Below are 26,683 nucleotides of genomic sequence, written 5' to 3'. Positions count from 1 at the left end.
GTCGCAGGTTCGAATCCTGTCTTCCCGATTGTATTTAATTAGGACTAAACTTATTGTTTAGTTTTTATTTTTTAAAAAAGTCAATTGAAGAAACTTCAATTGACTCTTTTCATAATAGATTTGTTTATTACATGATTGAGTATTCATCTGCTAACATAATCGTTTCTTTTCCATTATTATCTGTAATGTAGATAGTTCGAGGATAGAATGGATTGAATTTATAGGTGAAATCAAAGGAGATCAGTGTATCAAGATGAGCTTCAGAAAATCGATAAGTTAGTTTTCCATTATTATTGAGAAGTTCGAATTGGATGAGATTTTCTAGTGGAAATGTATCTTTCAGGAAGTTATCAATAATGTACCAAAATGTATCAATAACTTCATCTGGTAAACTAGTAACTATTCCAAAACTGGCATATCGTCCTTTAGTGTTGGTAAATGCCATATTAACTGCTCCTTTCGTAAATTGTTTTCTTTATGATACTGAAAAATTGCTTAGATTGCAAGAAATTGCTTTTCATTTTTGGAAAAAAAAAAAGAGCGTGAGCTCTTTTGACAACTTTAGCGATTCTTTAGTTCTATATAGCGTTTGTACCAAATGTTAACATAAGCTTGCGAAAATGGTCCACGCTCTTGGTTGATCCAATCAACAAGAATTTTTACATTTTCCTTTAGAATATAATCTAAGTCATTTGAATAATTCATTTTTTTCTTATGACGTTCGTATTCTTCTACATCTAGCAGGCGTTTTTCTCCGTCAGCAAAGACTTTTACATCTAGGTCGTAGTCAATGTATTTTAAAGCTTCACTATCGAGATAGTAGGGGCTGGCTAGATTGCAGTAATAAGATGTGCCATTTTCTCGAATCATTGCAATGATATTAAACCAATATTTCCTATGAAAATACACGATTGCTGGTTCACGAGTGACCCAGCGTCGTCCGTCACTCTCCGTAACAAGAGTATGGTCATTTACCCCAATAATCGCATTTTCTGTTGTTTTTAGTACCATGGTGTCGCGCCATGTACGGTGCAAGCTACCATCATGCTTATAACTTTGAATTGTAATAAAGTCGCCTTCTTTTGGAAGTCTCATTTTTTACCAACTTTCTACAATTTTTAAAGTTTATCACTAATTATTGTATCATATTTTCATGAATAATTCTAAGTTTTTCCCTAAAATTTTTAGAAATAATCTCTTAGAGCGCTAGCGATGTCAGAGAAATCATAGCCTTTGCGAGCTAGTGCTTGGGTCAAACGCTGTTTTAAGTCATAGCCGTCGTACTTTTTTGAGTACTTGCGGTATTGCTTGTCTAACTCTTTATAGAGTAGCTCTTCTTGGTTCTCTTGGTCTTCTTCGATGTCCAAATGCTGATAGGCTTTTTTGGCTTGGCTATAGGAAAAACCTTTGTTTATAAAGGATTGAAGAATTTTTTCTTGTAGGGCCTTGTTGGGCAGTTTTCCCTGGTATTTTTTGAGCAGCTTTTGGGCAACCTTGTCTGTTAGTTCAGTGAAATCAAACTGGCTCAATTCTTCTTCTATGATAGTGCTAGAAATTCCTTTTTGCGTGAGCTTTTGCTTGAGAACAAAAGCGCCTTTGTCACCAGTGAGAAGGTTGGATTGGATAAAAGAATTAGCATACTTTCTATCATTAATCCAATTATCTTTTTTTAGATTGTCCAAGACCTGGCTGATGGTTTCCGGTTTGATGTCGTGCTGCGTTAAGTAGTCTTTAACTTCCTTCGTAGTTCTTTGCTTAAAGGAGAGTTGGTAGAGGGCTAGGTTTTTGCCATAGGAAAATTGGGCATACTCTTGAATTTTTTTTAGCTCTTGCTCTGTGATTTCCATTCCTTTAGACAGCATGAATCGGACGATGGTGTCTTCTGTAATATAGAGCTTTTCACTGTCGTCCAACTCCAAGAGGTAGAGTCTTTTTTTCTTTTCGATTTTTGTAATTTTCATAGGGGATTTTGGTGAAGTCCTTTCTTTTAGCTAAATGCTTCAAAGGCAGCTATCAAGCGCAGTTTGTCTGTATCAACATCCTTCCGGCCATAGTAGTCAAGAAAGAGCTCTGCGTATTGTGGATCAGATAAATTATAAGTAAGAGACCAGATGGCCCAATAAAGGTCAATGTGGCGATCGCTAAGGCCAGCGAGACCAAGGTCAATAAAGCAAGAGAAGGTTGTTGCATCTTTCAGGATAAAATTAGGCAAGCAGGCATCTCCATGAATCAGGGCGTCCGTCGTCAATAGGTGTCCCTGTTTTTGGATAATCTGGTAGGCTTCCTCACGGCTTTGGATATGAAATTGAGGCAGCAAGGCTTTTTGATAAAAGCAGCCTTTCCGATAATTTTCCTCTGCTTGCTCTTTATAGTGTTGGAGGCGATGCTGGATTGGGAAATGCTGGGGTTGGAGGCTGTGAAGTCTTCTGAGTGTGACAGCCATTGTTTGGCAAAGTTCTTCTGGCTGTTGGAGAAAGGCGAGGGCGTCCTTGCCCTCGGCTTCTTTAGTCAGCAAGTAGTCTTTATCTGCTGTCAGGTAGTGAATGACAGACACACCGAGCCCTTGTTTTTCAAACCACTTGGCAAGTGTGGCCTCTTGTGCTAACTGGCCTTTTTGGTCGATTTTCAAATAATAGCCCGTATCAGCATAGAAAACACTGGCTGCAGAATGTGAGGAGCTGTCGTAAAAATTAGCTCCCTCTAGATAAGTTCGTATTTGCTCAGGGAAATGGTCTAGTGGAAGGGATATTTTTTTTGATTTCATACTTTTATTGTAACATATTCTCAACTAATGCGAGGCAGCGTGGTATAATAGAAGCATGAATGTGAAAGTGAAGCAAAGAATCCCTTTGAAAATTAAGAAAATGGGGATTAATGGTGAAGGGATTGGATTTTATAATAAAACGCTGGTCTTTGTGCCTGGGGCTTTGAAAGGTGAGGAAGTCTACTGTCAGGTGACTAGAGTTCAGCGTAATTTCATCGAGGCCAAGCTCTTGACCATCAACAAGCGGTCGAAATTTCGGGTGGAAGCGCCATGTGAGATTTATGATAGCTGTGGGGGTTGTCAAATCATGCACCTCCATTATGACAAGCAGTTGGAGTTTAAGGAAGATTTGCTGCGTCAGGCCTTGAAAAAATTTGCGCCAGCAGGCTATGAGAACTATGAGATTCGTCCGACTATTGGTATGCAGGAGCCACTCTATTATCGGGCTAAACTGCAGTTTCAGACTCGGAAATTTAAGGATGAGGTCAAGGCGGGGCTTTATGCCCAGAATTCCCACTATCTGGTCTCGCTGAAAAACTGTCTGGTTCAGGACAAGGTGACTCAACAGATCATTAATAAGGTGGCTCGGCTTTTAGGCAAGTACAGGCTGCCTATTTATGATGAACGAAAGACTGCTGGAGTACGCACTGTCATGATTCGCAGAGCCAGAAAGACGGGGCAGGTGCAGATGATTTTTGTGACAGGCCGCAAACTGGACTTTTCTCCAGTCGTTCGAGACCTAGTGGCGGAATTTCCAGAGTTGGAAACAGTGGCGGTCAATTATCATACGAGCAAGTCCAGTGAGATTTATGGGGATAAGACAGAGATTATCTGGGGGGAAGAGGCTATCCAAGAAGGGGTGCTGGACTATGAATTCTCCCTGTCGCCTCGGGCTTTCTATCAGCTCAATCCTGAGCAGACAGAGGTGCTCTACGGGGAGGCGGTTAAGGCGCTTGATGTGACGAAAGAAGACCATTTGATTGATGCTTATTGCGGGGTTGGAACCATCGGCTTTGCCTTTGCTAAAAGAGTCAAGTCTCTGAGGGGCATGGACATCATCCCTGAGGCCATTGAAGACGCTAAACGCAATGCGAAACGCATGGGCTTTGACAATACACTCTACGAGGCTGGAACGGCAGAGGAGATTATTCCTCGCTGGTATACTGAGGGTTTTCGGGCGGATGCCTTGATTGTCGATCCGCCACGAACTGGTCTGGACGATAAGCTGCTGGAGACAATTGTCCGCTATGCACCTGAGAAGATGGTCTACGTTTCCTGCAATGTCTCAACTCTGGCTCGGGATTTAGTCAAGCTCTCTCAGGTCTACGATGTCCACTACATCCAGTCAGTTGATATGTTTCCGCATACCGCTCGGACCGAGGCAGTGGTGAAATTATCCAAGAAAGACAGCACTCGTATGAGTTAATCAGAAACAACTCGCAAGAGTTGACAAAATAGCTTTAAAAAAGGACTTAGTTTTCTGTGATACGGAGCTAAGTCTTTTCTTTTGTCAAATTAGAAGAGTAAGTTCGGAAGGTTAGTCTCCGTCAAATCACTTAGTCAAAAAAAGAGAACACTCGTCAAGTGTTCTCCAATGGCAATCAGTTATATTAGAATAAGCCAAAGACTAGGACTGCAAGAACGGCACCAATGATTGGTCCGACAACTGGAATCCAAGCATAGCTCCAATCACCATCACCTTTTTTGGGAATAGGAAGAAGACTGTGCATGATGCGAGGTCCTAAGTCACGAGCTGGGTTGAGGGCATAGCCAGTTGTTCCACCAAGTGAAAGACCAATCCCGACAATCAATGTTCCGACTGCAAAAGTGCCAATGCCTGCTTGCAGCTTATAAAGTCCAAGAGCGAAGATAGTCAGCACAAGAACAAAGGTTCCAAGGATTTCGCTAATCAGGTTAGAGAAGGTATCTTTGATAGCTGGGCCTGTGCTGAATGTACCCAAAACGTTAGCTGGATTTTCTTCAGCCAAATAGTGAGGTTTGAACTGTAGGAAGACGAGGAACTGTCCGACCATAGCACCTGCAAACTGAGCGAGGATATACGGAAGAACAGATGCCCATGGCAAATCACCTTTCAGAGCGACTCCGATAGTTAGGGCCGGATTCAGATGGGCTGGGCCAAGGTTGCCAGATACAAAAGCAGCGATGGCAACAGCGATCCCCCATCCCATGGTAATCACAATCCAACCTGAATTGTGGCTCTTAGTTTTGGGAAGAACTACACCTGCAACTACGCCATTTCCCAAAAGGAGCAAGAGCAGTGTTCCTAAAAATTCGCCAAATATTTCTTTCATCATCTATATTACTCCATTTAAAAGAAGGGGTGGCTGACAGTTCTTGGTCTACCGCCTCTTCTCGTATTTTCTATTTTTTTAATTCTTCTAAATCGTTATTTGCAAGGGCAGCTTGAACATCATTTCGATAAGCTGCTTTTTCATCTTCTGTCCAGTCGTAGAATCGTCCCATTTCATCCAGAACAGGTTCTACAATAGCATCTAAACTATCTCGCATAAAGAGCATGTGATTTGTCCGGCGAAGCAGGAAGTCAACTGGGCTGAGAGCTAATTCATTACGCATAGCATAATGCAGTGACAAGGTATCCGCTAGGCTAAGACCTGGTGCTTGTTCAATGCTGTGAGCGAGGGCATAGACTTTAGGAGCATTTGATCCGTAAAGGTTTGCAAGATAGAAGGCTTCTTTGCTGTCTAAGCCGCGTGAGACACCAAGTTGAGCAAAAGCTTCGATTTCGGAATCCACATTTGCTGGATTGAGCTCTCCGCCTGAAACAGGGTAGGTCTTCGAATTGATGAGTTTGAAGCTGCGGTCAAATTCTGCTCTGAGGATGTCAACGACACGCTCCATAGCACCTTCCGCCATCTTACGATAGTCTGTGATTTTACCGCCAGCAAGAGTCAAGAGACCATTGTTATCACGTTCCAGGCTGGAACCACGTGAAACTGCAGATGGGTCCAAGTGTTTTTCAGAAGTGCTGCTTTCGAGTTTGGTAACAGCCGCTTCGACATCCTCACGGGATTTTTCTTTGGCAAGATAGCTTTCAACAGTCGCAATCAGTGCATTGAAACTTTCGTCGCTAATGGTACCGTTGTTTCCGCCGTTGTAGTCAGAAGCACTGTTTCCAGCAATCAGAGGACGCAGACCTGCCCAACTGCTTTCGATGTCGTCAATTGTGATGTTTGCTTCTGGGAAGCGATTGTTGACAATGCCCAAGAGGTAAGCTACATCTTCTTGTGTTACTTTTGGATGCTCCAGGTCACCAGTGTAGTCAGTGTCAGTCGTACCAAAGTAAGTCTTGTTTTCACGTGGAAGAACAAAGACCATCCGACCGTCTCCCAAGCCTGTATCAAAGTAGACTGGCTGAGAAACCTTGATCTTGCTAGAGTCAACTACCAAGTGGACACCCTTGGTTGGACGCATTTGAGAATATTGCTCACCGTCATTTGACAGATTGCGTACCTTGTCGCTCCAAGGTCCAGTTGTGTTGATGACCAAGCGAGCCTTGATTTCAAAGACTTCATCCGTCAATAGGTCACGCGCAACAACGCCTGTAATCTTTCCAGAATCGTCAAAGAGGAAGCCTTCTGCCTTGACATGGTTGGCAATCAGAGCGCCGTCTTGGTTGGCTCGTTTGATATTTTCAATCACGAGGCGAGCGTCGTTGTTGCGGAAGTCAAGATAGACACCGCCACCAACCAGACCTTCCTTCTTGAGTTCAGGTTCCCGTTCTAAGACTTCTTCCTTGCTCAAGACCTTGTTGGCAGCAGGAGTGTTGTTGACACCGGCCAAGAGGTCATAGAGGTCCATAGCCACTTTGAGACGGAAGAGGCTGAAGGTAGCGCCCTCTTCTTCATAGACAGGCAGCAGCATAGGATCTGGTTTTGGAATATGAGGGGCAATTTGCTGTACCACAGCACGCTCAGAAACTGTATCTGAGACCACTTCTACGTCGAATTGCTTGAGGTAACGAAGGCCACCGTGGACCAATTTTGTAGAACGGCTAGAAGTCCCTTCAGCAAAGTCCTGCATTTCAATCAGACCGGTCTCCAGGCCACTAGCTGCAGCTTGCAGGGCTACTCCAGCACCGGTAATCCCACCGCCGATAATCAGGAGGTCCAAGGTGCGTTCCTGCATTTTTTTTATCGATAATTCACGTGTTTTCTTTGAAAATTCCATAATTGTACACTTTCTAACTTAGTCATTTCATGCTTCTACTGACTTGATTATCAAAATCAGTCGTCGATTTCTGCAAAGACTTGAGTTGCCTTAACGGCTTTTTTCCATCCTTTGTAAAGTTGTTCCTTGCGGGATTCATTCATAGACGGCTCAAAGAGTTCTCCTGTTTCATTGAGAGTACGGAGTTCGTCTAAGTCTTTCCAGTAGCCTACGGACAGTCCTGCTAAGAAGGCTGCACCGAGAGCAGTTGTTTCTAAGTTTTTAGCACGGGCAATATCGATTCCCAAAATGTCAGCCTGGAACTGCATGAGGAAGTTGTTCATAGCAGCACCACCGTCGACTTTGAGGACTTGAATAGCTGTCTTAGCATCCACCTGCATGGTATCGATGATGTCGCGTACTTGGTAAGCGATGGATTGCAGGGTAGCCTTGATAAAGTCTTCCTTGCTAGTTCCGCGGGTCAAGCCAAAGACAGATCCACGTGCATTTTGATCCCAGTAGGGAGCGCCCAGACCTGTAAAGGCAGGTACGACATAGACTTCGTCATTGTTGTGAGAATCAAGGGCATATTTTTCAGATTCTGGTGAATTTTCAACCATCCGAAGACCGTCGCGCAGCCATTGAATGGCACTTCCTGCGATAAAGATAGAACCTTCTAAAGCATAGTAAACCTTGCCGTTGATACCGTAGCCAATAGTTGTTAAGAGGTTGTTTTCAGACAGCTGCATCTCTTCACCAGTGTTCATGATGATGAAGGAACCAGTTCCGTAAGTGTTTTTGACCATACCAGGCTCAAAAGCTAACTGTCCAAAGAGAGCTGCCTGCTGGTCACCAGCCATACCAGAGATTGGAACTTCTCCACCGTAGAAATGGAAGGCTGCAGTTTTACCATAGATTTCTGAGTTAGAACGAACTTCTGGAAGCATGGCTTTTGGAATGTTGAGGATTTCCAAAATCTCATCATCCCATTTGAGTTCCTTGATGTTATAGAGCATGGTACGGGCTGCATTTGAGTAGTCGGTCACATGAGCCGTACCGTCAGTCAATTTCCAAACCAACCAAGTATCAATGGTCCCAAAGAGCAATTCACCCTTTTCAGCTCGCTCTTGAGCGCCTTCTACATGGTCCAATATCCAACGAACCTTGGTTGCAGAGAAGTAAGCATCGATGATCAAACCAGTCTTTTCATGGAATTTTTCTACGTAGCCTTGGCTTTTCAGCTGTTCAGCTAGAGGAGCTGTCTGACGAGATTGCCAAACGATAGCATTATAGATAGGAAGTCCCGTATTCTTATCCCAGACGACAGTTGTCTCACGCTGGTTGGTGATTCCGATGGCTTCAATTTGGTTAGGTTTTACTCCACTTTCGATGAAGGCACCGGCGATAACGGACTGCACAGAGTTCCAAATTTCATTGGCATTGTGCTCAACCCATCCAGCTTGAGGGAAAATCTGAGTAAATTCTTTTTGACTGGAGCTAACTTTTTCTCCTTTTTTGTTAAAGATGATGGCGCGGGAACTAGTTGTTCCTTGGTCAATGGCCATGATGTATTTTTCTTGTGACATGAACTGTCCTCCTGGTAAAAATCTTGAGGATGTTTCCTCTACAGTAACTAGTATATAAAATAAAACGCTTTCTTTTTCATCAACTTTTTTTAAATTTTAAAAAAATCTGAGGAGATTGTGCGAAAATCACAAAGAAACCTGGATTTCTCCAAGTTTCTCAATGAAATATCATGTTCCGAATTTTTGCTAAATCTTCCAAATCCAAGTCATTTTTTAAATAATAGACGGGAATCTGTTGGTTCTGATGGATGGGATTGTTTGTGATGATGAGATCGTAATTTTTGGTAAGGTCGTAGGATTCAATCGTAATAAAGCGATTGTACTCTAAATACCGCCTTAAAATGGCCGTCATTCTGGGAACAACTATAAAGCTATCGGTCAAGTCCATGCCTATCTTGATGACTTGACCGTCATTTTCAGCAATGTACTCCATCAGCTGGAGCCATTCCCACAAAATCTTTTTATCCAGAGATGTTCCCTGCTGGAAAATAGGCAGTTTGCTAAAAATCGTGTCTGCCACTTGTCGATAATCGTATTCGCTCCATAAGTAAGGATGGCGCAATTCCAAGTCATACTTGTATTTGTCTTGCAAGAGATAGCCTTTGAAAAGAAAGACACTGGCGCAGAGCTGGCTTAGTTCGTAGGTCACTTGGTCTTCGATGTAGTCCCCTAGCAAGTTCTGGCCCTTCATCTCTTGAATCAGTTGCGTAATCAGACTGGCAATTTCACCGCCAAAGCCCAGAATATACTCCATGGTGTGCAAGGGTAGAACCCGATGGGAAAGCAGAAATGAAAAGAAAATCATCATTTCCCCGTCTTCCTGACTCAGAGTGATGTGCTGTCCAGCAAAGAAATCATTTGTCCTGCGATGCAAGCGCTGGTAGAAGATATTTTCAAAATAGCCCTGCATTTTCTGCTCAATGTCCTTGAATTGACAGGCATTGACTCTTAGGCGCTGTTGGGTGATATGTGCCCAAAGGGCCAAGTCCAATCGCTGGCCTTGAGAGAGCTGGGCTCCGCAGAGTTCTTCTAAGACGCCAACTTCCTTCCTTCTTTCTGGTTTTTGAAGTTCTTTCTCCCAATCTTGGCTGGACCAGACCTTGCGAAAGAGGCAGAAATATAAGTAGCGGATCTGGTGCTCAGGTCCTTTCAAGCGGCCATTTTGGATAGATAGTTCAAACTCTGATAAAATCTGATTTAGACCAGATATATGACGACCGAGTGTTGCTTCACTGATCATGAGCTCTTGGGCTAATTGATGGGCTAAAAACTGCTGATGGTAGAGCAGGTAGTCTAAAATATGGTATTTGACAGCATTGTCCAAAAAGAGTCTGCGAATGTCCCGTCCCTTGGTATCTGGACCGATCGACAGACTAAGCGATTCGTCCTGAAGCTGGATGGATAAGGCTACATGATGGTCGCTAGCCTTGTCATTTATCAGGCTAATGTACTTGGTCAAGGTTGCTTTCGAGAAGCCTGTTTCAGACATGACATCCTTCAAACTGGATGTAGAATGTTGCTGTAAATAAGATAGGACAATAAACTGCCCCGCTTCACTCTTTTCCATTAAGTCTGCTAGATACATACGAAAACCCTTTCAATTCACTAGTCTTAGCTTAACACAAAATAGGAAAAAGAAGAAACAATGTGCTTCAATTTTTTATCGTTGCCTGGGTCAATAATGGAAGGCAGAAGTCTGTCATCATGTCTATCTTAATTCGCTATTCCATTTCTTTTGAACAAGTATAAGAGGAGCAGACACTCCTGCTTTTTTTGCTTTGAGTCTGATAGCTTTTTTATGGTATAATTGTAGAAAAATGACGATGAAGGAGCAGCTATGGATAATGTGATTGATTTGTCTATCCCGGTGGCAGAAGTGATTGAGAAGCATCCCGAGGTTTTGGATGTCTTGGTTGAATTAGGCTTTACGCCTCTGGCCAATCCTGTCATGCGTAATACAGTCGGGCGCGTGGTTTCTATCAAAAAAGGCGCTGGTATGAACGGCATTGACCTTAATAAAATCAAGCAAAGTCTGGAATTAAACGGCTATGAAGTGGTGGGGATTTAGAAATGGCTACTGAACGCATTGGAGTCCTCAAGTCTATCTTGCTGGACCTACATAACGGAGCTTCTGCAGAGTCTGTTCAGGAGCTTTTCAATGAGCATTTTGCTGGTGTGTCCGCTATAGAGATCAGCCTGATGGAGCATGAGCTGATGAACTCAGATACGGGAGTGACCTTCGAAGATGTCATGTCCCTCTGCAATGTCCATGCCAACCTCTTTAAAGGTGCCATTCAGAATGTGGAGGTGGCTGATACCGACCATCCAGGCCATCCGGTTCAAGTATTTAAGCAGGAAAATCTAGCCTTGCGTGCTGCTCTCATGCGGGTTCGCAGGCTCCTATCTACCTATGAAAGCACAGAAGATGAGGACCTTCTTCCTGAAATCCGCAAGGGACTCCAGCGTCAGCTGGGTTTGGTGGGGCAGTTTGATATCCACTATCAGCGTAAGGAAGAGCTCATGTTTCCCATCATGGAGAGCTACGGCCACGATTCGCCGCCCAAGGTTATGTGGGGGGTAGATGATCAGATTCGCGACCTTTTCCAAGAGGCTAAGATTGCTGCAGAGCAGCTACCGGATACTTTGATTGAAGAAGTCAAGGACAAGTTTGAGACTTTTGCTGCTGAGTTTGAAGCTATGATTTTCAAGGAAGAGTCTATCCTTCTAATGATTCTCCTTGAGTCCTTTCATCAGGATGACTGGCTCAAGATTGCTGAGGAAAGTGATGCTTATGGCTATGCTATCATCAAGCCAACAGAGAAATGGATTCCTGCGCGGCACTCATTCTCGGAGGAGGAAGCTGGGGATGTTGCTGATGAAGGAAGCGAAGCGCCAGCCAGCAGAGAACAGGCTAGTGAGGGCAAGTTTCAGCAGGTCATTGATACGCCGGATGGTCAGGTCACCATTTCCTTTAAGCCTAAGGAAAAGAAGGAGCAAGCCTTTAATCGGGAGTCCCAGCAGTCTTTTGGCCATGGCTATCTGTCGGTGGCGGAGGCCAATCTGATTTTGGACCATCTGCCCATGGAGATTACCTTTGTCAATAAGGACGATATTTTCCAGTATTATAATGACAGCGTGCCAGCGGACGAGATGATTTTCAAGCGGACGCCGTCCCAGATAGGTCGCAATGTCGAGCTCTGTCACCCGCCCAAGTTTTTAGACAAGGTGCGGCGGATTTTCAAGGCTCTGCGAGAGGGAGAGCGGGACAAGTTTGAGATGTGGTTCAAGTCGGAATCACGGGGCAAGTTTGTCCATGTGACCTATGCGGCAGTGCGGGATGAGGCCGGTGAATTTCAGGGGGTGCTGGAGTATGTACAGGACATTCAGCCCTTCCGTGATATTGACAGCGATTTTTACCGAGATTTGGACTAGGTATTTGCAGTTAGAAAGTGAGAAACATGAGTTACGAACAGGAATTTTTACAGGAGTTTGAAGCTTGGGTCAAGACTCAGGTCATGATTAACGAGATGGCGCTCAAGGAGAGTCAGGCGGTCTACGAGGCGGACCAGGATGAGCGTGCTAAGGAAGCAGCCATTCGCTATGAAAGTCGTCTAGATGCCTACCAGTTCCTTTTAGGGAAATTCGCCAACTATCAGGCGGGCAAAGCATTTCACGACCTGCCAGACGGACTTTTTGGAGAGAGAAATTATTGATTTTTCACTGGAAAGGTGATAGAATAGGTTCATCAGAGGTGTTTTGAGTCAAGCATTTTACAGAAAGTGGCGGTGCTGAGAAGTCCACAAATGCGTCAAAGCTGGTTGCTGATGGATGAAAAATTGAAATAAAAGTGTCTTTTTGTTTCCTTTTAGGACTAGGCAAGGAGTTGCAGGCTATACTAGCGTATGCCAAAGCGACTTAACGACGTCATAAAAGAGAAAGAAGAAGAGAAAAGTTGCGGGCATCTGCCCGAAATTGGGTGGTACCGCGGATAAACACATTCGTCCCTGTCAGATTGATGACAGGGGCGATTTTTTGTAGAAAGTGAGGGAGGAAGATGATAAGAGCTGAGTTACCAGATCGATTAGAAACAGAACGGCTAGTCTTACGAGTCCGCACCGTGGCTGATGCAGTGGATATCTTTGACTATGCCAGTCGGCCAGAAGTCTCTTATCCAGCAGGCTTTCCGCCCGTCCAGACCTTGGAAGACGAGGTTTATTATCTGAAGCATATTCTTCCTGAGCGTAATCAAAAGGAAAATCTCCCAGTAGGCTACGGGATTGTCGTCAAAGGAACGGATAAAATCGTTGGCTCTGTCGATTTCAACCATCGCCATGAAGATGATGTGCTGGAAATCGGCTATATCTTGCATCCAGACTATTGGGGACGTGGTTATGTGCCCGAAGCAGCGCGTGCCTTGATTGATCTGGCTTTTAGAGAACTGGGTCTTCACAAAATTGAGCTGACCTGCTTTGGCTACAATGTCCAAAGTCAACGAGTTGCGGAAAAATTAGGCTTTACCCTTGAAGCTCGCATTCGAGACCGCAAAGATGCCCAAGGCAATCGCTGTGATGATTTGAGATATGGCCTGCTTAGGAGTGAGTGGAAGGTGATTTGATGTCTGAAGAAGACAAACAATTAATCTCATTATCAGAGGAGCAGTTACGTCAAATTGATGAGCAATACTCTGAATTAAATGATAGTGATATTATCGAGCGATTAGCTTATTTAGAAATTAACAACAATGAAAAACGTATTGTCATCTCTGATATTGAACCAACCAAGGAAATAATGTCAGTCTCGAACCAAATTTTTGAGATTCAAAAGGATTTTCAAAAAATCAAGAATATGTTCGAATTGTTTATTTCAGATGTCTCGGATTTTTTAAGTATTAAGAATAAACTTGAGTCAAAGGAATTAGAAATTGAAGAGGCAGACGTGAATCGTTTCATGATTCATTTATTATCCAGTGGAAAATTGTTTGTCGATTTTAACGAAAACCAAATTAAACAAAAATATTCCAAGGATAGTGAGGAGTTTGATTGTATACATGGTTTTGCAAGCTATCAGTATGATACCAATTTTGCTTATCGATTTTGCCATTATTTGAGGAATTATTCACAACATATTGACTTACCAATAAATGAAGTAAAAGCTATTAGCCCAGATGATGAAACTGTTATAATCGATTTCTATATTGATTTAGATTATCTTTTAAATTCCAACTTTAAATGGAAAAAATTGAAAGTGGAGTTGATAAAACTAAACCAAGAAACATCTAAGATTGATGCTATAGCTCTAGTGAAAGAATACTTTAATGCTCTCACAGAGCTCTATGGTAATTATAATAAGTTGTTTTTAAAGTTAAACCATAATACATTAGTAGATATTAAATCAAAGTTGGAATCATTAAAATTGAAACACTCTAGGTATTATATTTCAAAGATAAGCAAGTACGATCTCAAATATAATCCTGGAAATTATACTATGTCACCACTTGCAGCATTTGCTGAAATTGAAGAGATTTATATTGAACTCTCAAAAATTGGTTTGGTTAAAATTATCAATAAAAGTAATTAAAGGAGAATACACATGTCTAAAGAACTTTCACCTAAATACAATCCAGCCGAGGTTGAGGCTGGTCGTTACCAAAAATGGCTTGATGCTGATGTTTTCAAGCCTTCAGGCGATCAAAAGGCTAAGCCTTATTCTATCGTTATTCCACCACCAAACGTAACTGGGAAGCTTCACCTTGGTCACGCTTGGGATACAACTCTTCAGGATATTATCATCCGTCAAAAACGCATGCAAGGTTTTGACACGCTTTGGCTTCCAGGGATGGACCACGCGGGGATTGCGACTCAGGCTAAGGTCGAGGAGCGTTTGCGGGAGCAAGGAATTTCCCGCTATGACCTTGGTCGTGAAAAATTCCTCGATAAAGTCTGGGAATGGAAAGACGAATATGCCACTACCATCAAGGAACAATGGGGCAAGATGGGGCTCTCTGTAGACTACTCGCGTGAGCGTTTCACTCTTGATGAAGGTTTGTCAAAAGCCGTTCGCAAGGTCTTTGTGGACCTTTACAAGAAAGGCTGGATCTACCGTGGTGAGTTTATCATCAACTGGGACCCAGCAGCTCGCACAGCACTTTCTGATATCGAGGTCATCCATAAAGACGTGGAAGGAGCTTTCTACCACATGAACTACATGCTGGAAGATGGCTCACGCGCCCTTGAAGTTGCGACAACTCGTCCTGAGACCATGTTTGGGGACGTTGCTGTTGCGGTCAATCCAGAAGACCCACGCTACAAGGGCTTGATTGGTAAAAATGTCATCCTTCCAATTGCTAATAAATTGATTCCAATCGTTGGAGATGAGCACGCAGATCCCGAATTTGGTACTGGTGTCGTGAAAATCACACCTGCCCACGATCCAAACGACTTCTTGGTTGGTCAACGTCACAACTTGCCACAAGTCAACGTCATGAACGACGACGGAACCATGAATGACTTGGCCTTCGAATTTGCAGGTATGGACCGTTTTGAAGCTCGTAAGGCAGTCGTTGCTAAGTTGGAAGAAATTGGCGCTCTTGTTAAAATCGAAAAACGTGTCCACAGTGTTGGTCACTCAGAACGTACAGGTGTTGTGGTTGAGCCACGCTTGTCTACGCAATGGTTCGTCAAGATGGACCAATTGGCGAAGAATGCCATTGCCAACCAAGACACAGAGGACAAGGTAGAATTCTACCCACCTCGTTTCAACGATACCTTCCTCCAATGGATGGAAAATGTTCACGACTGGGTTATCTCTCGTCAGCTCTGGTGGGGCCACCAAATCCCTGCTTGGTACAATGCTGAGGGTGAAATGTACGTTGGCGAAGAAGCTCCAGAAGGTGACGGATGGACTCAGGACGAAGACGTCTTGGATACGTGGTTCAGTTCAGCTCTTTGGCCATTCTCAACCATGGGCTGGCCTGATGTCGACTCAGAAGACTTCAAACGTTACTTCCCAACTTCAACTTTGGTAACAGGTTACGACATCATCTTCTTCTGGGTGTCTCGTATGATCTTCCAATCATTAGAATTCACTGGCCGTCAGCCATTCCAAAACGTCCTGATTCACGGTCTCATTCGTGACGAGCAAGGACGCAAGATGTCTAAATCTCTCGGAAACGGGATTGACCCAATGGATGTTATCGAGAAATACGGTGCCGATGCCCTTCGCTGGTTCCTTTCAAACGGTTCAGCACCAGGCCAAGACGTGCGCTTCTCTTACGAGAAAATGGATGCTTCTTGGAACTTCATTAACAAGATCTGGAACATCTCTCGCTATATCCTCATGAACAATGAAGGTTTGACCCTTGAGCAAGCAACTGCCAATGTGGAAAAAGTTGTTAACAAAGAAGCTGGAAATGTCACAGACCGCTGGATTCTCCACAACCTCAACGAAACCATTGGCAAGGTCACTGAGAACTTTGATAAGTTTGAGTTTGGTGTAGCTGGGCACATTCTCTATAACTTCATCTGGGATGAGTTTGCAGACTGGTACGTTGAGTTGACCAAGGAAGTCCTTTATAGCGATAATGAAGAAGAGAAAGTCATCACACGTTCTGTTCTCCTTTATACTTTGGACAAGATTCTTCGCCTCCTTCACCCAATCATGCCATTCGTGACAGAGGAAATCTTTGGACAAATCTCAGAAGGCTCTATCGTTACAGCAGAATACCCAACTGTTAACCCAGCCTTTGAAGACCTTGCTGCCCACACTGGTGTGGAAAGTCTTAAAGACTTGATCCGTGCTGTTCGGAATGCGCGTGCGGAAGTAAACGTAGCACCAAGCAAGCCTATCACCATCCTTGTTAAGACAAGCGATAGCGACTTGGAAGCCTTCTTTAACAGCAATGTCAACTACATCAAACGATTCACAAATCCAGAACACTTGGAAATCGCATCAACCATCCCTGCACCTGAACTCGCAATGTCAAGCGTTATCACAGGAGCAGAAATCTACTTGCCACTGGCAGACCTCCTCAATGTCGAAGAAGAACTGGCTCGTCTCGATAAAGAACTCGCTAAATGGCAAAAAGAACTGGATATGGTCGGTAAGAAGCTCTCTAACGAACGCTTCGTAGCCAATGCCAAACCAGAAGTCGTCCAAAAAGAACGCGACAAACAAGCTGACTACCAAGCTAAATACGACGCGACCGTAGCACGTATTGATGAGATGAAGAAGTTGGTGAAATAAACATAGAAACACGGTGATAAACCGTGTTTTTTGGTATAATGAAATCAATATCTATTGATGGAGAAAGTGATGTCTAAACACCCTCATTATGAATTGTTAAATTTACTTGGCTACGGTCTTGCCAAGTTTGACAAACTTTTTATAAAAGAATTTCAATGTGCTAGTAAATCTGAGTTTTATCGCTATATAGTTTCTTTAGGTATCGCAGAAACAACTGGTGTAGTCAAAAATAGAATGGATTTATTCGACCCCTATTTTGAGAACAATCGAAAAGGTTGGTGGCAAAAAGCTGAAGTATACCGTTTTAGAAAAGATTTAATTGACATGATGTTTGGGAACGAAGATGTTCACAGCTATGCAGAAATAGTTAAAATGCTGCTTGCAAGCGGAGGGAAGAAAACAGGTATAACCATCATTGAAAAGCCAATAGTCCGAACTAAATTCAAACGACTACAAGAAACTGGAATGGAAGCAGAGAATTATTTTATACTCCATTATGATAAAGAAGAAAAATTTCAAGGTGGACAATTGACCGATGCCCGTCTTTATGGTGATGGATATGATTTCCAAGTAGATGTTCAAGAACATTCTTACCTTGCTGAGGTTAAAGGGATTCGAAAATCTAAGGGACGTGTTCGTTCGACAGCCAGAGAATTTGAGAAAGCAAAAGAGTTTCAATCAGATTTTGTATTATCCTTGGTCACCAATCTAGATGACATTCCAAAGTTAGTATTAATCGATAATCCTTTGAAGCATTTTGAATTTGAAAAAAATATTGTCAAAAGTGAAATCATAGAATATAGAAGTTTAGAAGACTTGTACTAGTCGTTTAATATTTATAGATTTATAAGCATAGAAATATGGCTGGTTATCGTATGATATTAAATCCTCAAATCCTAGGGAAATCAGTATCTCTTCACAGGGAAGTACATGATGCTCTGTACTTTGAGTATAATTTCAATTTAACTTTTATCTTACAGTATCGGTATAGAATTCATAGACTAGGTCTAGAAGATAATCAATATACTAGATATTATTACTTACAAACAAAATCCGAACCAGCTGATAGTGGTGATGCTGGTTATGACGAGAAAATTTATTCAAAATTAAAGAAGAAATTATGTATAATACTATTGATAATGGCGATTCAAAAATAGAATTTTCTCAAAATGAGATAGATGAAGCAATTGATATTATTGATGAGGAACGGAAGCGTATTATAAAAAATTTAAATTAAGGTATTACAGACCCTAAAAAGTTAGCCAATTAAATTTTGGAGTACAGATACATGTCTCTCCTATTCCTGTTTCATCAAAAAATTTCTCACATCTCAAATAATCTTCAAAGGATGTTTAATTATACTTGGCTTTTCTAAGTTTTTACGAATTATAAGATAGATCTATCCAATTTGTTTTTTATTCCAGTGTGTAGTAAAATATAACTACATAAGAAAACCAATTTTAAAAGGAGTAATTTCATGGCTGTACCAACTTCAGTCCGTTTATCAGATGAGTTAAATGAAAAACTGACTTTATGGACGAGTTCCCACAATATATCTAAGTCGGAGTTTATTGCTCAGGTTTTGGCAGAAAAGTTAGAGGATCTTTATGATATCCAAGAAGCTGATCTGGCGATGCAGGAGTGGCTTGATAATGGCCAAGAGACTTATTCTCATGATGAGATGATGAAGCGCTATGGCTAGATATCAGGTTCGTTATGCCTCAACTTTTTTCAAAGCCATGGATAAATTGGATAGAGGAACACAGAAGGTCATCGCCAAGTGGATTGATAAACATTTGGTAAATGTCGACTTTCCTAGGGCGCCAGGGAAATATTTGTCAAGCAACCTTTCGGGTTATGTGCGCTTTCGTGTGGGATCTTATCGGATTATTGCTAAGGTTGATGATGAAGATTTCGTGATTCTGAATATTCATGTAGCGAAACGTTCGGAAGTCTATAACTTTAAAGGAGAAGATTAAAACTTAATTTTAGTAAGGCAAGATTATTTATATCATGCTGATTAGCCCCATATAATAAGCTCCCAGACTTAGTTTGGGAGCTTAGTGTTTTATATCTTCTGTTTGGCCTTGATAGTGGTAAATGCAGAGCCGCTTTGCCTGGTCTGGACGGCTGATGGTAAAGTGGAAGTAATGGTCTTTCTGATCTAAACTTTTAGCCTTAGAGAGTTTGAAATAAGTGACCTGGCGGCTGGCCATATGGCGGAGGATATCATCTTCCATGGCCATCAGAGGCTGGGGAAGATTGGAGAATTGATAAAAATCCTCTTGAAATTGATAGTAATTCTGGGAAAAATAGTCAAATTGAAGTTCCTCATGTATATTCTGAGTAGTCATCTGTGCCTCCTAGGGCTTGTATCGAAAGAATCTGGTGAATAGCAAAGCCTTTGTAATGGTCACCTTCCTGCAGGAGGACCTGTTTGCTGTCCAGATGAGAGACTGTAGCAACAACATCAGTCAGCTTTCCCTGATTAAGAAAGGTGATTCGGATGGGAACTTGCTGGCTGTAGGCTTGACTGAGTAGCTGGTTTATCTCCTGTCTATCAAGCTGAGTTAACTGGCTCATATCTAGTTCTTTTTTGGCCAGAGCAGTACTGTGTTCAGAGAGAAAAAAGCCAGCCCACTTAGCCATCCCCCGATCCTGAAAGTCACGTGCCGACTGATAGGGGAGATAAGAGCGGTCAGTCATGATAAGCCCTCCAAACCTCCAGCAGAATGGCCACCAGTTAACTTGCTTCGAGCAATAGCACGAGAGGAGTCCAGTAAGGCCGAGCCCTTAAGCAAAGAGGCAAAGCCAAAGTGTTCTCTGATGTGGTCAATCGTCAGCTGGAGATCTTCTTCTTTTTGAACTTGCAGAGGATCATCAAAGAGAGAAATCATACCATAGCCTTGATCGACAAAGTCACTGTAAAAAACGCCAATCTGTCGGATAGCCCCGCCCTGATATTTAGAACGAAAAAGCTGAACTACGATTTGGGCCAGTCGATCGCTGTTATTGGTAGGCTCAATTTTTTTCTGTGTATGAATGGAAGGCAGACACTCCTGTTTGGAATAGCGGGCATAGATGGAGACACACTGGCATTTCTTACCAGAACGTCTGAGACGAATGGCGACCTGCTCAGCCATTTCTCGGAAAACGAGCTCAATCTCTGCCTGCTGTCTATAGTCTCGGGGAAGAATTTGCGAATTCCCTAGGCCGTGTGACTTGACCTGATAAGGCTTGTGCACATTGCTTTCATCAATGCCGTGAGCGTGAAACCAAAGCTGCAGGCCCATGACTCCCATTTCTTTTTTGAGAATGTCTGGGTTAAAGTGAGCCAAATCATAAATGGAATGGATGCCTAGCTTCTTAAGACGGGTGGCTGTTCGGTGGCCGATGCCCCAAAAATCTGTCATGGTCGGAATAGTCCAGACCTTGCTGGGAACATCCTCATAGGACCAGTTGACCCGCATCTTTTTTGTGTGTTTGGCTTCAATGTCTAAAGCTAGCTTGGCGAGAAGAGGATTGGCGTTGCTCAGACCGATAGAGGCATAAATCCCAGTCTTCTTCCAGATAGCCTGTTGAATGCGGGCAGCCAGCAGGTCCAGTTTGGTCCTGCGGTCCAGCGTCTGATCAGGAATGAAGTAGTTGATAGAGCTTGTCAAATCTAAGAAGCCCTCATCAATTGAGTAGGGGAAAATATCATCGGGAGCTGCGAAATCCTGGAAAATCTTTTGGATTTCCATATTTTTCTGGATGTAGTAGTTCATCCGAGGGGGGACCAATAGGGTCTTTTGGGCAGTGTCTTCGATAAAGCGCACATAATCTGCTGTAATAGGCAGTCCCTGCTTGCGGGCAGCAGCATAGTTGAACTTACGGGTGTGGACATCGAAAGGAAGATTATAGCTTCGGCTGACATTCTGGCTGCCGAAATTCTTTTTAAAGAGAGGGGTGGCAGCTAGTATCAGTCCAGAGGAATTTTCAACTCGGCTCATGACACAGAGTGAGGTTTTTAAAGGATCGAGACCGAGAGCAATGCATTCGCAAGAGGCATAAAAACTTTTCATATCCACAAAAGCGATGTCTGAACGGGGCTCGCGTGAATAATCAAATAGGACCATAACTACACCTCAATCGGCAGAAAATGTCCGACTACAATACCAACAATAGTAGGCTGGTCTTCATAAGGGGCAAAGAGGTCATCATAGTCAGGATTGATAGACTCTAAGCGTAGGCCTTCAGCTTCGCGGTAGACTTTTTTGATATAGGTCTTGCCATTCCACATAAGAGCATAGACTGCCCCATCGTAGTCGAATCCTGTCTGTTTCATAAGGGCAACAGAACCATTGGGATACTTAGGCTCCATAGAATCCCCAGAGACCCAGGATGCAAAGTCGTGCTGGATATCTTGATCAAAGTAGACAGTTTCGTAGTCTGTTTCATTGTCATAGTAGCTGTGACCGAGACCTGCAGCCAGCTCAACGGATAGAACCTTATAGGCTGTAAGGGAGCTAATCTTACGCTGTCTCTCTAAGAGCTGACTAGCGAGTTGGTCTACTTCTTTTTTATGAGGTAGAGTTAATAAAGGGTAGGTGTAGAGCGCGCTGGTCTCATCCACAAAGTAGTTCTCTTGGACCTTGAGACAGGTGGCCAACCTCCTGAGATTTTTGGCGTGGGGTTCTGCTAAACCATTTTCCCAAGCAGAGTAGGTCTTTCTGGAAATTCCAAGCTCTCGGTAAATGGAAGACTGAGTCAGATTAAGTTCCAGCCGGCGTTTTTTTAATTTTTCATGCGAAAACATATCACACCTCCTATGTAACGTTCTAAAAGTTACGTATAGTATAACAGATGAAATCGAGAAAAGCAAGCTCTTTATCGAGTATTGTTATTTCCTGCAAGAGTGTGGTAAACTGTAGGGAGAAATATAACCTGGAGGTAGAGACATGTTTCCTATGACAGCAAAAACGACCATGACAGAAGAAGCTTATCGCCGTTTCGCTTGGGCCAACTTTTGGTATCGAAAGACAGGGCTCTTTCCTCTGATCATTGGTGAAGTGGCTTTGTTAGCAGTAGGATTGGTCTGTCTATTCTTTAGGGAGCCTTTGCCAGCTATTGGTATTTTCATTTTCATGCCGATCATGCCTTTTTTACTTTATCGTTCTTTTAACCAACAATTCCTCAAGCTCTATAAGGATAATCCTCTCTGGCATGATTTGGAGCAGGAGTTTAGCTTCTATGAGACAGACTTTCAAGTCATTAATCGCAATCATACCTCCCGATATAACTATCAGGATATTGTGGCGATTTTGGATAAGCCGGAGAGTTTTTACATCATGGTTGGCCGGTCAATGGGACTGATTTTGGATAAGGCAGATTGTCAGCCTGAATTAATTGATTTTTTACTGAAACTAAAAGAAAACAGAAGTCTCTAATGCTGGGGTGCTTCTGTTTTTTATCTGCTTAATTTTCAAAAGATTGGCCTGCTAGAGGCTAGTTATGTTATAATACTCTTTATGAGAGTTGTTGCAGGTAAATACGGGGGCAGGCCCCTCAAGACTTTGGATGGCAAGACGACTAGGCCTACGACCGATAAGGTTAAGGGGGCGATTTTTAATATGATTGGTCCTTATTTTGACGGTGGCCGAGTGCTGGATCTTTATGCCGGGAGCGGGAGTTTGGCCATTGAAGCTATTTCGCGAGGTATGGAGGAAGCTGTCTTAGTCGAAAAGGATCGCAGAGCTCAGGCTATCATTTCAGAGAACATCCAGATGACTAAGGAGGTCACACGTTTTGACTTGCTCAAGATGGAGTCTGGCCGAGCTTTGGAAATATTGACAGGTGCTTTTGACTTAGTTCTCTTGGATCCGCCTTATGCCAAGGAGCAGATTGTGGCAGACCTTGAGAAGCTAGAGGAGCGTCAGCTATTGAGTCAGGATGTCCTAGTAGTCTGTGAGACAGACAAGGATGTGGAATTACCAGAAGAAATTGCAGGGCTGGGCATTTGGAAGCAGAAGATATATGGAATTTCAAAGGTGACGGTGTATGTCAGATAAGATAGGATTATTTACAGGGTCTTTTGACCCGATCACTAAGGGCCATGTGGACCTGATTGAGCGGGCCAGCAGCCTCTTTGATAAGCTCTATGTAGGAATTTTCTACAACCGAGAAAAGTCTGGTTTTTTCACAATTGAGGCTAGAGAGCGGATAGTCAAAGAAGCGCTAGAACATTTGGATAATGTGGAAGTCATCACTTCGCAGAATGAGCTAGCAGTGACAGTAGCTCGGAGACTGAGAGCTAAAGTTTTTGTGCGCGGGCTTCGTAACAGCCAAGACTTGGACTATGAAGCTGATATGAACTTCTTTAATCGCGAGTTGGCAGGAGAGCTGGAAACGATTTTCTTGCTCAGCAAACCAGCCTATCAGCATATCAGTTCATCGCGTATTCGGGAGCTGCTTGCTTTTCAGCAGGATATAGCGGACTATGTGCCCCAAAGTGTAATCAAAGAATTAGAAAGAAGAACTTATGAAAAAAATTAGTGTTTATAAATGGCCCATTATTATTTTTTCAAGCTTGATTTTGCTTGTCGTATCTTTGACGGTTCCTTTACCATACTATATTGAAGTTCCTGGCGGTGCAGAAGATATTCGAAAGGTCTTGCTGGTTGACAATAAGGAAGATAAGGAAGCTGGGGCCTACGAGTTTGTGACAGTTGGAGTTCAACGAGCAACCTTTGCTCATCTTGTCTATGCGTGGCTGACTGATTTCACGGATATCTACTCTGCTGAAGAAATGACTGGTGGATCATCGGACCAAGAATTTATCCGAATCAATCAGTTTTATATGGAAACATCCCAAAACATGGCCAAGTACCAAGGCTTGAAAACAGCTGGAAAAGATATTAGCATGAAATATCTGGGCGTCTATGTTTTGCAAGTTGCAAAAGATTCGACTTTTAAGGGAATTTTGAATATTGCGGATACGGTGACGGGAGTTAATGACAAGACTTTTGACAGTTCAGAAGAATTGGTGAAATATGTTAATTCGCAGAAATTAGGAGATAAGGTTAAGGTCACTTACCAGGAAGATGGCCAAGAAAAATCAGCGACTGGAAAGATTATTAAGCTAGAAAATGGTAAAAACGGAATCGGTATTAGCTTAATCGATAGAACAGAAGTCACTAGTAACATTCCGATTGAATTTACTACAGAAGGCATTGGAGGACCTAGTGCGGGTCTCATGTTTAGCTTGTCAATTTATACACAACTTGCAGATCCAACCTTACGAGATGGACGTGTGATTGCAGGTACAGGAACTATCAATCGTGATGGAGAAGTTGGTGATATTGGTGGGATTGATAAGAAAGTCGTCTCAGCTGCTAAAAGTGGTGCTAGCATCTTCTTTGCTCCCAATAATCCTGTAACAAAAGAAATGAAAAAAATCGATCCAAAAGCAAAGACAAACTATGAAACTGCAGTTGAGGCTGCTAAAAAGATTAAAACAGATATGAAAATTGTTCCTGTTAAAACCTTACAGGATGCCATTGATTATCTTAAGAACAATAAATAATAAAGCTGAGGCAGTCTTGTCTCAGCTTTATTTTTTGATGGAAGTCCTATTTGTCAAATTAGAGAAATTATCTGACTTTTCTCAGAAATGACTTTTTAAGGGTAAAAGCTTAAAATCTGCCTGTTTTTGTAGTATAATAGAGGAGTTATCTAGATAGAAGTGAGAAAATATATGCGCAAAGAAATTGCTCCAGAGCTTTATAATTACAATAAATTTCCTGGTCCTGAGTTCAAACAGATTGGTTCACAGGTCTTAACGGAGGAGATTGAGTTTAATTTGGTAGAGAACTACCGAGAAGCTTTTGATGTGACAGCTTTTAACCAACGCTTTTCAGAGATTTTAACCAAGTTTGATTATATTGTCGGTGATTGGGGCAATGATCAGTTACGGCTACGAGGCTTTTATCAGGATGAAAAAGCTAAGGAAAGTGACTTTAAAATCAGTCGTTTGGAAGATTATTTGCTGGAGTACTGTAATTATGGCTGTGCCTACTTTGTATTAGAAAACCTTCAGCCTAAGCGAGCTTCTTTTGATAAAAAATCTCGCAGTAAACGGGAGCAAGAACAGAATTCTGGTTCAACGTCAAAACGATCACGTTCTAGACGCTCAAGACGTCGGAATGACCAGAGTCGCGATAATCGTCAAAATAAACCAAAAGAAAAAGTCGCAAAAGAAGCCAATCGTCACTTTGTCATCCGTCAAAAATAAAGGAGAAACATGAAACCATCTATTTATAGTTTAACACGTCAGGAAATGATTGAATGGGCTGAAGCTCAAGGAGAAAAGAAATTCCGTGCTACCCAGATTTGGGAGTGGCTCTACCGCAAGCGGGTCCAGTCTTTTGAAGAGATGACCAATCTTTCCAAGGATTTGATTGCCAAACTAGACGATCAGTTTGTCGTCAATCCTCTTAAACAGCGTATCGTACAAGAGTCTGCTGACGGTACGGTCAAGTACCTCTTTGAGCTGCCGGATGGTATGCTGATTGAGACGGTGCTCATGCGCCAGCACTATGGACTTTCTGTCTGCGTGACCACTCAAGTAGGTTGTAATATCGGCTGTACCTTCTGTGCTTCTGGCTTGATTAAAAAGCAACGCGACCTCAACAATGGTGAGATTGTTGCTCAGATTATGCTGGTTCAGAAGTATTTTGACGAGCGTGGTCAGGATGAGCGGGTCAGCCATATCGTGGTAATGGGAATCGGTGAACCTTTTGACAACTATGACAATGTACTCAAGTTTGTCCGGACGGTCAATGATGATAAAGGTTTGGCTATCGGTGCCCGCCATATCACGGTTTCGACTTCAGGCCTGGCTCATAAGATTCGTGACTTTGCCAATGAAGGTGTGCAGGTCAATCTAGCTGTATCCCTACATGCCCCAAATAATGATCTGCGGACCAGCATCATGCGGATTAACCGTTCCTTCCCTATCGAAAAGCTTTTTGCAGCTATCGAATACTATATTGAGACGACCAACCGCCGGGTGACCTTTGAGTACATCATGCTCAATGAAGTCAATGACGGGGTAGAGCAGGCCAAGGAGCTGTCTGAGCTACTCAAGAACATTAAGAAGCTGTCTTATGTCAATCTCATTCCTTATAACCCAGTTAGCGAGCACGACCAATACAGCCGCAGTCCCAAAGAGCGCGTGATGGCCTTCTACGATACCCTCAAGAAAAACGGAGTCAACTGCGTGGTTCGTCAGGAACATGGAACGGATATTGATGCAGCCTGCGGTCAGCTGCGTTCTAATACCATGAAGCGTGATCGCGAGAAAGCATTGGTAGAAAATGTTCAGCCTTAAGAACTACCTGACTTCAGACGGTGAGTTGACTGCTAAGGGACGGAGATTGCTGATCGGAGGAAGCTGGCTCTATTTCTTGATGCTTTGCATTCTGTGCTTTATTCCTCAAGTTCCAGAGCCAGGAATGGAAACGCCGGGAGTCCAGTGTTTTGGCCGAATAGTGGTTTTGCTAGTCCCTTTTAATTCCTTTGTCAATATTGGCGAGATTACTTCTTGGATCCAGCTGGTCAAGGTTTTTATCCAAAATCTAGCTAATATCTTCTTGCTGTCGCCCTTAATTTTTCAATTGCTTTGGCTCTTTCCGAAGTTGCGGAAGACAAAGAAGGTTGTATGGCTGAGCTTTGGGATGAGTCTGTCTATCGAAGTGACTCAGATTCTACTGGACCTTCTCATCAACGCCAATCGAGTCTTTGAAATTGATGATCTCTGGACTAATACATTGGGTGGTTATCTGGCTTGGCGGGTATTTCAGCTTGGTCAGAAAATCTGGAAAGATCGTCAAGATGACGTTTTCAAAAGAGATTAGCGAGAGAA

General features: G+C 42.8%; 29 protein-coding genes. 17 read left to right on the top strand and 12 right to left on the bottom strand.

Going from position 1 to position 26,683, the window contains the following annotated elements; genetic code table 11:
- Window positions 1–127: 127 nt before the first annotated feature.
- The 4 genes from HMPREF2780_RS07965 to HMPREF2780_RS07950 all read right to left on the bottom strand — a co-directional run bounded on the left by HMPREF2780_RS07965 (window position 128) and on the right by HMPREF2780_RS07950 (window position 2,764).
- Complete coding sequence (locus tag HMPREF2780_RS07965; RefSeq protein WP_008809152.1) at window positions 128–445, bottom strand: DUF960 domain-containing protein; 318 nt, start codon at window positions 443–445, stop codon at window positions 128–130.
- Between the two features lie 116 nt (window positions 446–561).
- Entirely contained in the window at window positions 562–1,095 is a 534-nt protein-coding gene (gene ntdP, locus HMPREF2780_RS07960) for a nucleoside tri-diphosphate phosphatase (protein ID WP_012000105.1), read from the bottom strand.
- Between the two features lie 89 nt (window positions 1,096–1,184).
- Entirely contained in the window at window positions 1,185–1,961 is a 777-nt protein-coding gene (gene recX / locus HMPREF2780_RS07955; protein WP_105026460.1) for a recombination regulator RecX, read from the bottom strand.
- 26 nt (window positions 1,962–1,987) lie between these two features.
- Window positions 1,988–2,764, bottom strand: coding sequence for an aminoglycoside 3'-phosphotransferase (locus HMPREF2780_RS07950; protein ID WP_105026459.1), 777 nt, complete (start codon window positions 2,762–2,764; stop codon window positions 1,988–1,990).
- Window positions 2,765–2,819: 55 nt separating this feature from the next.
- Between HMPREF2780_RS07950 and rlmD the strand changes: the two genes are divergently transcribed.
- Window positions 2,820–4,190: a 23S rRNA (uracil(1939)-C(5))-methyltransferase RlmD gene (gene rlmD, locus HMPREF2780_RS07945; protein WP_105026458.1), complete on the top strand. Its 1,371-nt coding sequence runs from the start codon at window positions 2,820–2,822 to the stop codon at window positions 4,188–4,190.
- A 184-nt stretch (window positions 4,191–4,374) separates the two neighbouring features.
- Here rlmD and HMPREF2780_RS07940 read toward each other — a convergent pair whose 3' ends face one another.
- From HMPREF2780_RS07940 to HMPREF2780_RS07925, 4 genes are all read right to left on the bottom strand, one after another.
- The gene (locus HMPREF2780_RS07940) at window positions 4,375–5,079 is read right to left on the bottom strand and encodes an MIP/aquaporin family protein (protein WP_060970256.1); all 705 of its coding nucleotides are present in this window, start codon (window positions 5,077–5,079) and stop codon (window positions 4,375–4,377) included.
- 67 nt (window positions 5,080–5,146) lie between these two features.
- Window positions 5,147–6,973, bottom strand: a complete 1,827-nt coding sequence (gene glpO, locus HMPREF2780_RS07935) for a type 1 glycerol-3-phosphate oxidase (protein ID WP_105026457.1) — start codon at window positions 6,971–6,973, stop codon at window positions 5,147–5,149.
- Window positions 6,974–7,029: 56 nt separating this feature from the next.
- Window positions 7,030–8,538, bottom strand: coding sequence for a glycerol kinase GlpK (gene glpK / locus HMPREF2780_RS07930; protein ID WP_105026456.1), 1,509 nt, complete (start codon window positions 8,536–8,538; stop codon window positions 7,030–7,032).
- Between the two features lie 157 nt (window positions 8,539–8,695).
- Entirely contained in the window at window positions 8,696–10,123 is a 1,428-nt protein-coding gene (locus tag HMPREF2780_RS07925) for an AcpB/EbpR/MafR family transcriptional regulator (RefSeq protein ID WP_105026455.1), read from the bottom strand.
- 252 nt (window positions 10,124–10,375) lie between these two features.
- Here HMPREF2780_RS07925 and HMPREF2780_RS07920 point away from each other — a divergent pair, with 252 nt between their 5' ends.
- From HMPREF2780_RS07920 to HMPREF2780_RS07875, 9 genes are all read left to right on the top strand, one after another.
- A complete protein-coding gene (locus HMPREF2780_RS07920; protein ID WP_070493849.1) occupies window positions 10,376–10,606 on the top strand; it encodes a DUF1858 domain-containing protein in 231 nt (76 codons plus the stop codon).
- 2 nt (window positions 10,607–10,608) lie between these two features.
- Window positions 10,609–11,970: a DUF438 domain-containing protein gene (locus HMPREF2780_RS07915; RefSeq protein ID WP_105026454.1), complete on the top strand. Its 1,362-nt coding sequence runs from the start codon at window positions 10,609–10,611 to the stop codon at window positions 11,968–11,970.
- A gap of 26 nt (window positions 11,971–11,996) precedes the next feature.
- Window positions 11,997–12,251 (top strand): DUF1912 family protein, encoded by a 255-nt coding sequence (locus tag HMPREF2780_RS07910; RefSeq protein WP_105026453.1) that lies wholly within the window; start codon window positions 11,997–11,999, stop codon window positions 12,249–12,251.
- A 341-nt stretch (window positions 12,252–12,592) separates the two neighbouring features.
- Window positions 12,593–13,153, top strand: coding sequence for a GNAT family N-acetyltransferase (locus HMPREF2780_RS07905; protein WP_105026452.1), 561 nt, complete (start codon window positions 12,593–12,595; stop codon window positions 13,151–13,153).
- Complete coding sequence (locus HMPREF2780_RS07900) at window positions 13,153–14,115, top strand: ribosome-binding factor A (RefSeq protein ID WP_105026451.1); 963 nt, start codon at window positions 13,153–13,155, stop codon at window positions 14,113–14,115. Before HMPREF2780_RS07905 ends, HMPREF2780_RS07900 begins: the two co-directional genes overlap by 1 nt.
- A gap of 12 nt (window positions 14,116–14,127) precedes the next feature.
- Entirely contained in the window at window positions 14,128–16,779 is a 2,652-nt protein-coding gene (locus tag HMPREF2780_RS07895) for a valine--tRNA ligase (RefSeq protein ID WP_105026450.1), read from the top strand.
- Between the two features lie 69 nt (window positions 16,780–16,848).
- Window positions 16,849–17,604, top strand: a complete 756-nt coding sequence (locus HMPREF2780_RS07890) for a protein NO VEIN domain-containing protein (RefSeq protein ID WP_070493868.1) — start codon at window positions 16,849–16,851, stop codon at window positions 17,602–17,604.
- A 652-nt stretch (window positions 17,605–18,256) separates the two neighbouring features.
- The gene (gene relB / locus HMPREF2780_RS07880; protein WP_008809136.1) at window positions 18,257–18,481 is read left to right on the top strand and encodes a type II toxin-antitoxin system RelB family antitoxin; all 225 of its coding nucleotides are present in this window, start codon (window positions 18,257–18,259) and stop codon (window positions 18,479–18,481) included.
- Complete coding sequence (locus HMPREF2780_RS07875; RefSeq protein ID WP_061594639.1) at window positions 18,474–18,758, top strand: type II toxin-antitoxin system RelE family toxin; 285 nt, start codon at window positions 18,474–18,476, stop codon at window positions 18,756–18,758. Before relB ends, HMPREF2780_RS07875 begins: the two co-directional genes overlap by 8 nt.
- An 81-nt stretch (window positions 18,759–18,839) precedes the next feature.
- Here the strand turns inward: HMPREF2780_RS07875 and HMPREF2780_RS07870 are convergent, their stop codons facing one another.
- The 4 genes from HMPREF2780_RS07870 to HMPREF2780_RS07855 are packed head-to-tail and all read right to left on the bottom strand — an operon-like array spanning window position 18,840 to window position 21,577.
- A complete protein-coding gene (locus HMPREF2780_RS07870; RefSeq protein WP_061594638.1) occupies window positions 18,840–19,133 on the bottom strand; it encodes a DUF5960 family protein in 294 nt (97 codons plus the stop codon).
- Entirely contained in the window at window positions 19,111–19,485 is a 375-nt protein-coding gene (locus HMPREF2780_RS07865) for a YolD-like family protein (RefSeq protein ID WP_061594637.1), read from the bottom strand. The genes HMPREF2780_RS07870 and HMPREF2780_RS07865 overlap by 23 nt, the downstream gene beginning before the upstream one ends.
- On the bottom strand, window positions 19,482–20,897 hold the full coding sequence (locus tag HMPREF2780_RS07860) for a Y-family DNA polymerase (RefSeq protein WP_105026448.1): 1,416 nt from the start codon (window positions 20,895–20,897) through the stop codon (window positions 19,482–19,484). Before HMPREF2780_RS07860 ends, HMPREF2780_RS07865 begins: the two co-directional genes overlap by 4 nt.
- 2 nt (window positions 20,898–20,899) lie before the next feature.
- Window positions 20,900–21,577 (bottom strand): helix-turn-helix domain-containing protein, encoded by a 678-nt coding sequence (locus HMPREF2780_RS07855; protein WP_061583597.1) that lies wholly within the window; start codon window positions 21,575–21,577, stop codon window positions 20,900–20,902.
- Between the two features lie 142 nt (window positions 21,578–21,719).
- Here HMPREF2780_RS07855 and HMPREF2780_RS07850 point away from each other — a divergent pair, with 142 nt between their 5' ends.
- The 7 genes from HMPREF2780_RS07850 (at window position 21,720) to HMPREF2780_RS07820 (ending at window position 26,675) form a co-directional block, all read left to right on the top strand.
- The gene (locus tag HMPREF2780_RS07850) at window positions 21,720–22,208 is read left to right on the top strand and encodes a YcxB family protein (RefSeq protein ID WP_061583596.1); all 489 of its coding nucleotides are present in this window, start codon (window positions 21,720–21,722) and stop codon (window positions 22,206–22,208) included.
- A 72-nt stretch (window positions 22,209–22,280) separates the two neighbouring features.
- Window positions 22,281–22,829, top strand: coding sequence for a 16S rRNA (guanine(966)-N(2))-methyltransferase RsmD (gene rsmD / locus HMPREF2780_RS07845; RefSeq protein WP_185759714.1), 549 nt, complete (start codon window positions 22,281–22,283; stop codon window positions 22,827–22,829).
- Window positions 22,819–23,313 (top strand): pantetheine-phosphate adenylyltransferase, encoded by a 495-nt coding sequence (gene coaD / locus HMPREF2780_RS07840; RefSeq protein ID WP_045634726.1) that lies wholly within the window; start codon window positions 22,819–22,821, stop codon window positions 23,311–23,313. Before rsmD ends, coaD begins: the two co-directional genes overlap by 11 nt.
- A complete protein-coding gene (locus HMPREF2780_RS07835; RefSeq protein ID WP_045634725.1) occupies window positions 23,300–24,343 on the top strand; it encodes a SepM family pheromone-processing serine protease in 1,044 nt (347 codons plus the stop codon). The genes coaD and HMPREF2780_RS07835 overlap by 14 nt, the downstream gene beginning before the upstream one ends.
- Before the next feature lie 171 nt (window positions 24,344–24,514).
- A complete protein-coding gene (locus HMPREF2780_RS07830) occupies window positions 24,515–25,051 on the top strand; it encodes a YutD family protein (RefSeq protein ID WP_045634724.1) in 537 nt (178 codons plus the stop codon).
- 9 nt (window positions 25,052–25,060) lie between these two features.
- The gene (gene rlmN / locus HMPREF2780_RS07825) at window positions 25,061–26,149 is read left to right on the top strand and encodes a dual-specificity RNA methyltransferase RlmN (protein WP_061594633.1); all 1,089 of its coding nucleotides are present in this window, start codon (window positions 25,061–25,063) and stop codon (window positions 26,147–26,149) included.
- Window positions 26,136–26,675 (top strand): VanZ family protein, encoded by a 540-nt coding sequence (locus tag HMPREF2780_RS07820; RefSeq protein ID WP_061596553.1) that lies wholly within the window; start codon window positions 26,136–26,138, stop codon window positions 26,673–26,675. Before rlmN ends, HMPREF2780_RS07820 begins: the two co-directional genes overlap by 14 nt.
- Window positions 26,676–26,683: the final 8 nt, after the last annotated feature.

This window comes from Streptococcus sp. HMSC062B01, assembly GCF_001811085.1.
Taxonomy (GTDB): Bacteria; Bacillota; Bacilli; order Lactobacillales; family Streptococcaceae; genus Streptococcus; species Streptococcus gordonii.
This window is presented reverse-complemented; position numbering and strand designations above follow the sequence as displayed.

Excerpts from the sequence above, each read along its gene's own strand:
- glpK (WP_105026456.1), bottom strand. The coding sequence starts at position 8,538 with ATGTCACAAGAAAAATACATCATGGCCATTGACCAAGGAACAACTAGT.
- rlmN (WP_061594633.1), top strand. The coding sequence starts at position 25,061 with ATGAAACCATCTATTTATAGTTTAACACGTCAGGAAATGATTGAATGG.
- ntdP (WP_012000105.1), bottom strand. The coding sequence starts at position 1,095 with ATGAGACTTCCAAAAGAAGGCGACTTTATTACAATTCAAAGTTATAAG.
- relB (WP_008809136.1), top strand. The coding sequence starts at position 18,257 with ATGGCTGTACCAACTTCAGTCCGTTTATCAGATGAGTTAAATGAAAAA.
- HMPREF2780_RS07875 (WP_061594639.1), top strand. The coding sequence starts at position 18,474 with ATGGCTAGATATCAGGTTCGTTATGCCTCAACTTTTTTCAAAGCCATG.
- HMPREF2780_RS07910 (WP_105026453.1), top strand. The coding sequence starts at position 11,997 with ATGAGTTACGAACAGGAATTTTTACAGGAGTTTGAAGCTTGGGTCAAG.
- HMPREF2780_RS07820 (WP_061596553.1), top strand. The coding sequence starts at position 26,136 with ATGTTCAGCCTTAAGAACTACCTGACTTCAGACGGTGAGTTGACTGCT.
- HMPREF2780_RS07870 (WP_061594638.1), bottom strand. The coding sequence starts at position 19,133 with ATGACTACTCAGAATATACATGAGGAACTTCAATTTGACTATTTTTCC.
- coaD (WP_045634726.1), top strand. The coding sequence starts at position 22,819 with ATGTCAGATAAGATAGGATTATTTACAGGGTCTTTTGACCCGATCACT.
- recX (WP_105026460.1), bottom strand. The coding sequence starts at position 1,961 with ATGAAAATTACAAAAATCGAAAAGAAAAAAAGACTCTACCTCTTGGAG.
- HMPREF2780_RS07865 (WP_061594637.1), bottom strand. The coding sequence starts at position 19,485 with ATGACTGACCGCTCTTATCTCCCCTATCAGTCGGCACGTGACTTTCAG.
- rlmD (WP_105026458.1), top strand. The coding sequence starts at position 2,820 with ATGAATGTGAAAGTGAAGCAAAGAATCCCTTTGAAAATTAAGAAAATG.
- HMPREF2780_RS07890 (WP_070493868.1), top strand. The coding sequence starts at position 16,849 with ATGTCTAAACACCCTCATTATGAATTGTTAAATTTACTTGGCTACGGT.
- HMPREF2780_RS07835 (WP_045634725.1), top strand. The coding sequence starts at position 23,300 with ATGAAAAAAATTAGTGTTTATAAATGGCCCATTATTATTTTTTCAAGC.
- HMPREF2780_RS07950 (WP_105026459.1), bottom strand. The coding sequence starts at position 2,764 with ATGAAATCAAAAAAAATATCCCTTCCACTAGACCATTTCCCTGAGCAA.
- HMPREF2780_RS07965 (WP_008809152.1), bottom strand. The coding sequence starts at position 445 with ATGGCATTTACCAACACTAAAGGACGATATGCCAGTTTTGGAATAGTT.
- HMPREF2780_RS07940 (WP_060970256.1), bottom strand. The coding sequence starts at position 5,079 with ATGATGAAAGAAATATTTGGCGAATTTTTAGGAACACTGCTCTTGCTC.
- HMPREF2780_RS07855 (WP_061583597.1), bottom strand. The coding sequence starts at position 21,577 with ATGTTTTCGCATGAAAAATTAAAAAAACGCCGGCTGGAACTTAATCTG.
- HMPREF2780_RS07920 (WP_070493849.1), top strand. The coding sequence starts at position 10,376 with ATGGATAATGTGATTGATTTGTCTATCCCGGTGGCAGAAGTGATTGAG.
- HMPREF2780_RS07900 (WP_105026451.1), top strand. The coding sequence starts at position 13,153 with ATGTCTGAAGAAGACAAACAATTAATCTCATTATCAGAGGAGCAGTTA.
- HMPREF2780_RS07830 (WP_045634724.1), top strand. The coding sequence starts at position 24,515 with ATGCGCAAAGAAATTGCTCCAGAGCTTTATAATTACAATAAATTTCCT.
- glpO (WP_105026457.1), bottom strand. The coding sequence starts at position 6,973 with ATGGAATTTTCAAAGAAAACACGTGAATTATCGATAAAAAAAATGCAG.
- HMPREF2780_RS07915 (WP_105026454.1), top strand. The coding sequence starts at position 10,609 with ATGGCTACTGAACGCATTGGAGTCCTCAAGTCTATCTTGCTGGACCTA.
- HMPREF2780_RS07860 (WP_105026448.1), bottom strand. The coding sequence starts at position 20,897 with ATGGTCCTATTTGATTATTCACGCGAGCCCCGTTCAGACATCGCTTTT.
- HMPREF2780_RS07905 (WP_105026452.1), top strand. The coding sequence starts at position 12,593 with ATGATAAGAGCTGAGTTACCAGATCGATTAGAAACAGAACGGCTAGTC.
- HMPREF2780_RS07925 (WP_105026455.1), bottom strand. The coding sequence starts at position 10,123 with ATGTATCTAGCAGACTTAATGGAAAAGAGTGAAGCGGGGCAGTTTATT.
- HMPREF2780_RS07895 (WP_105026450.1), top strand. The coding sequence starts at position 14,128 with ATGTCTAAAGAACTTTCACCTAAATACAATCCAGCCGAGGTTGAGGCT.
- HMPREF2780_RS07850 (WP_061583596.1), top strand. The coding sequence starts at position 21,720 with ATGTTTCCTATGACAGCAAAAACGACCATGACAGAAGAAGCTTATCGC.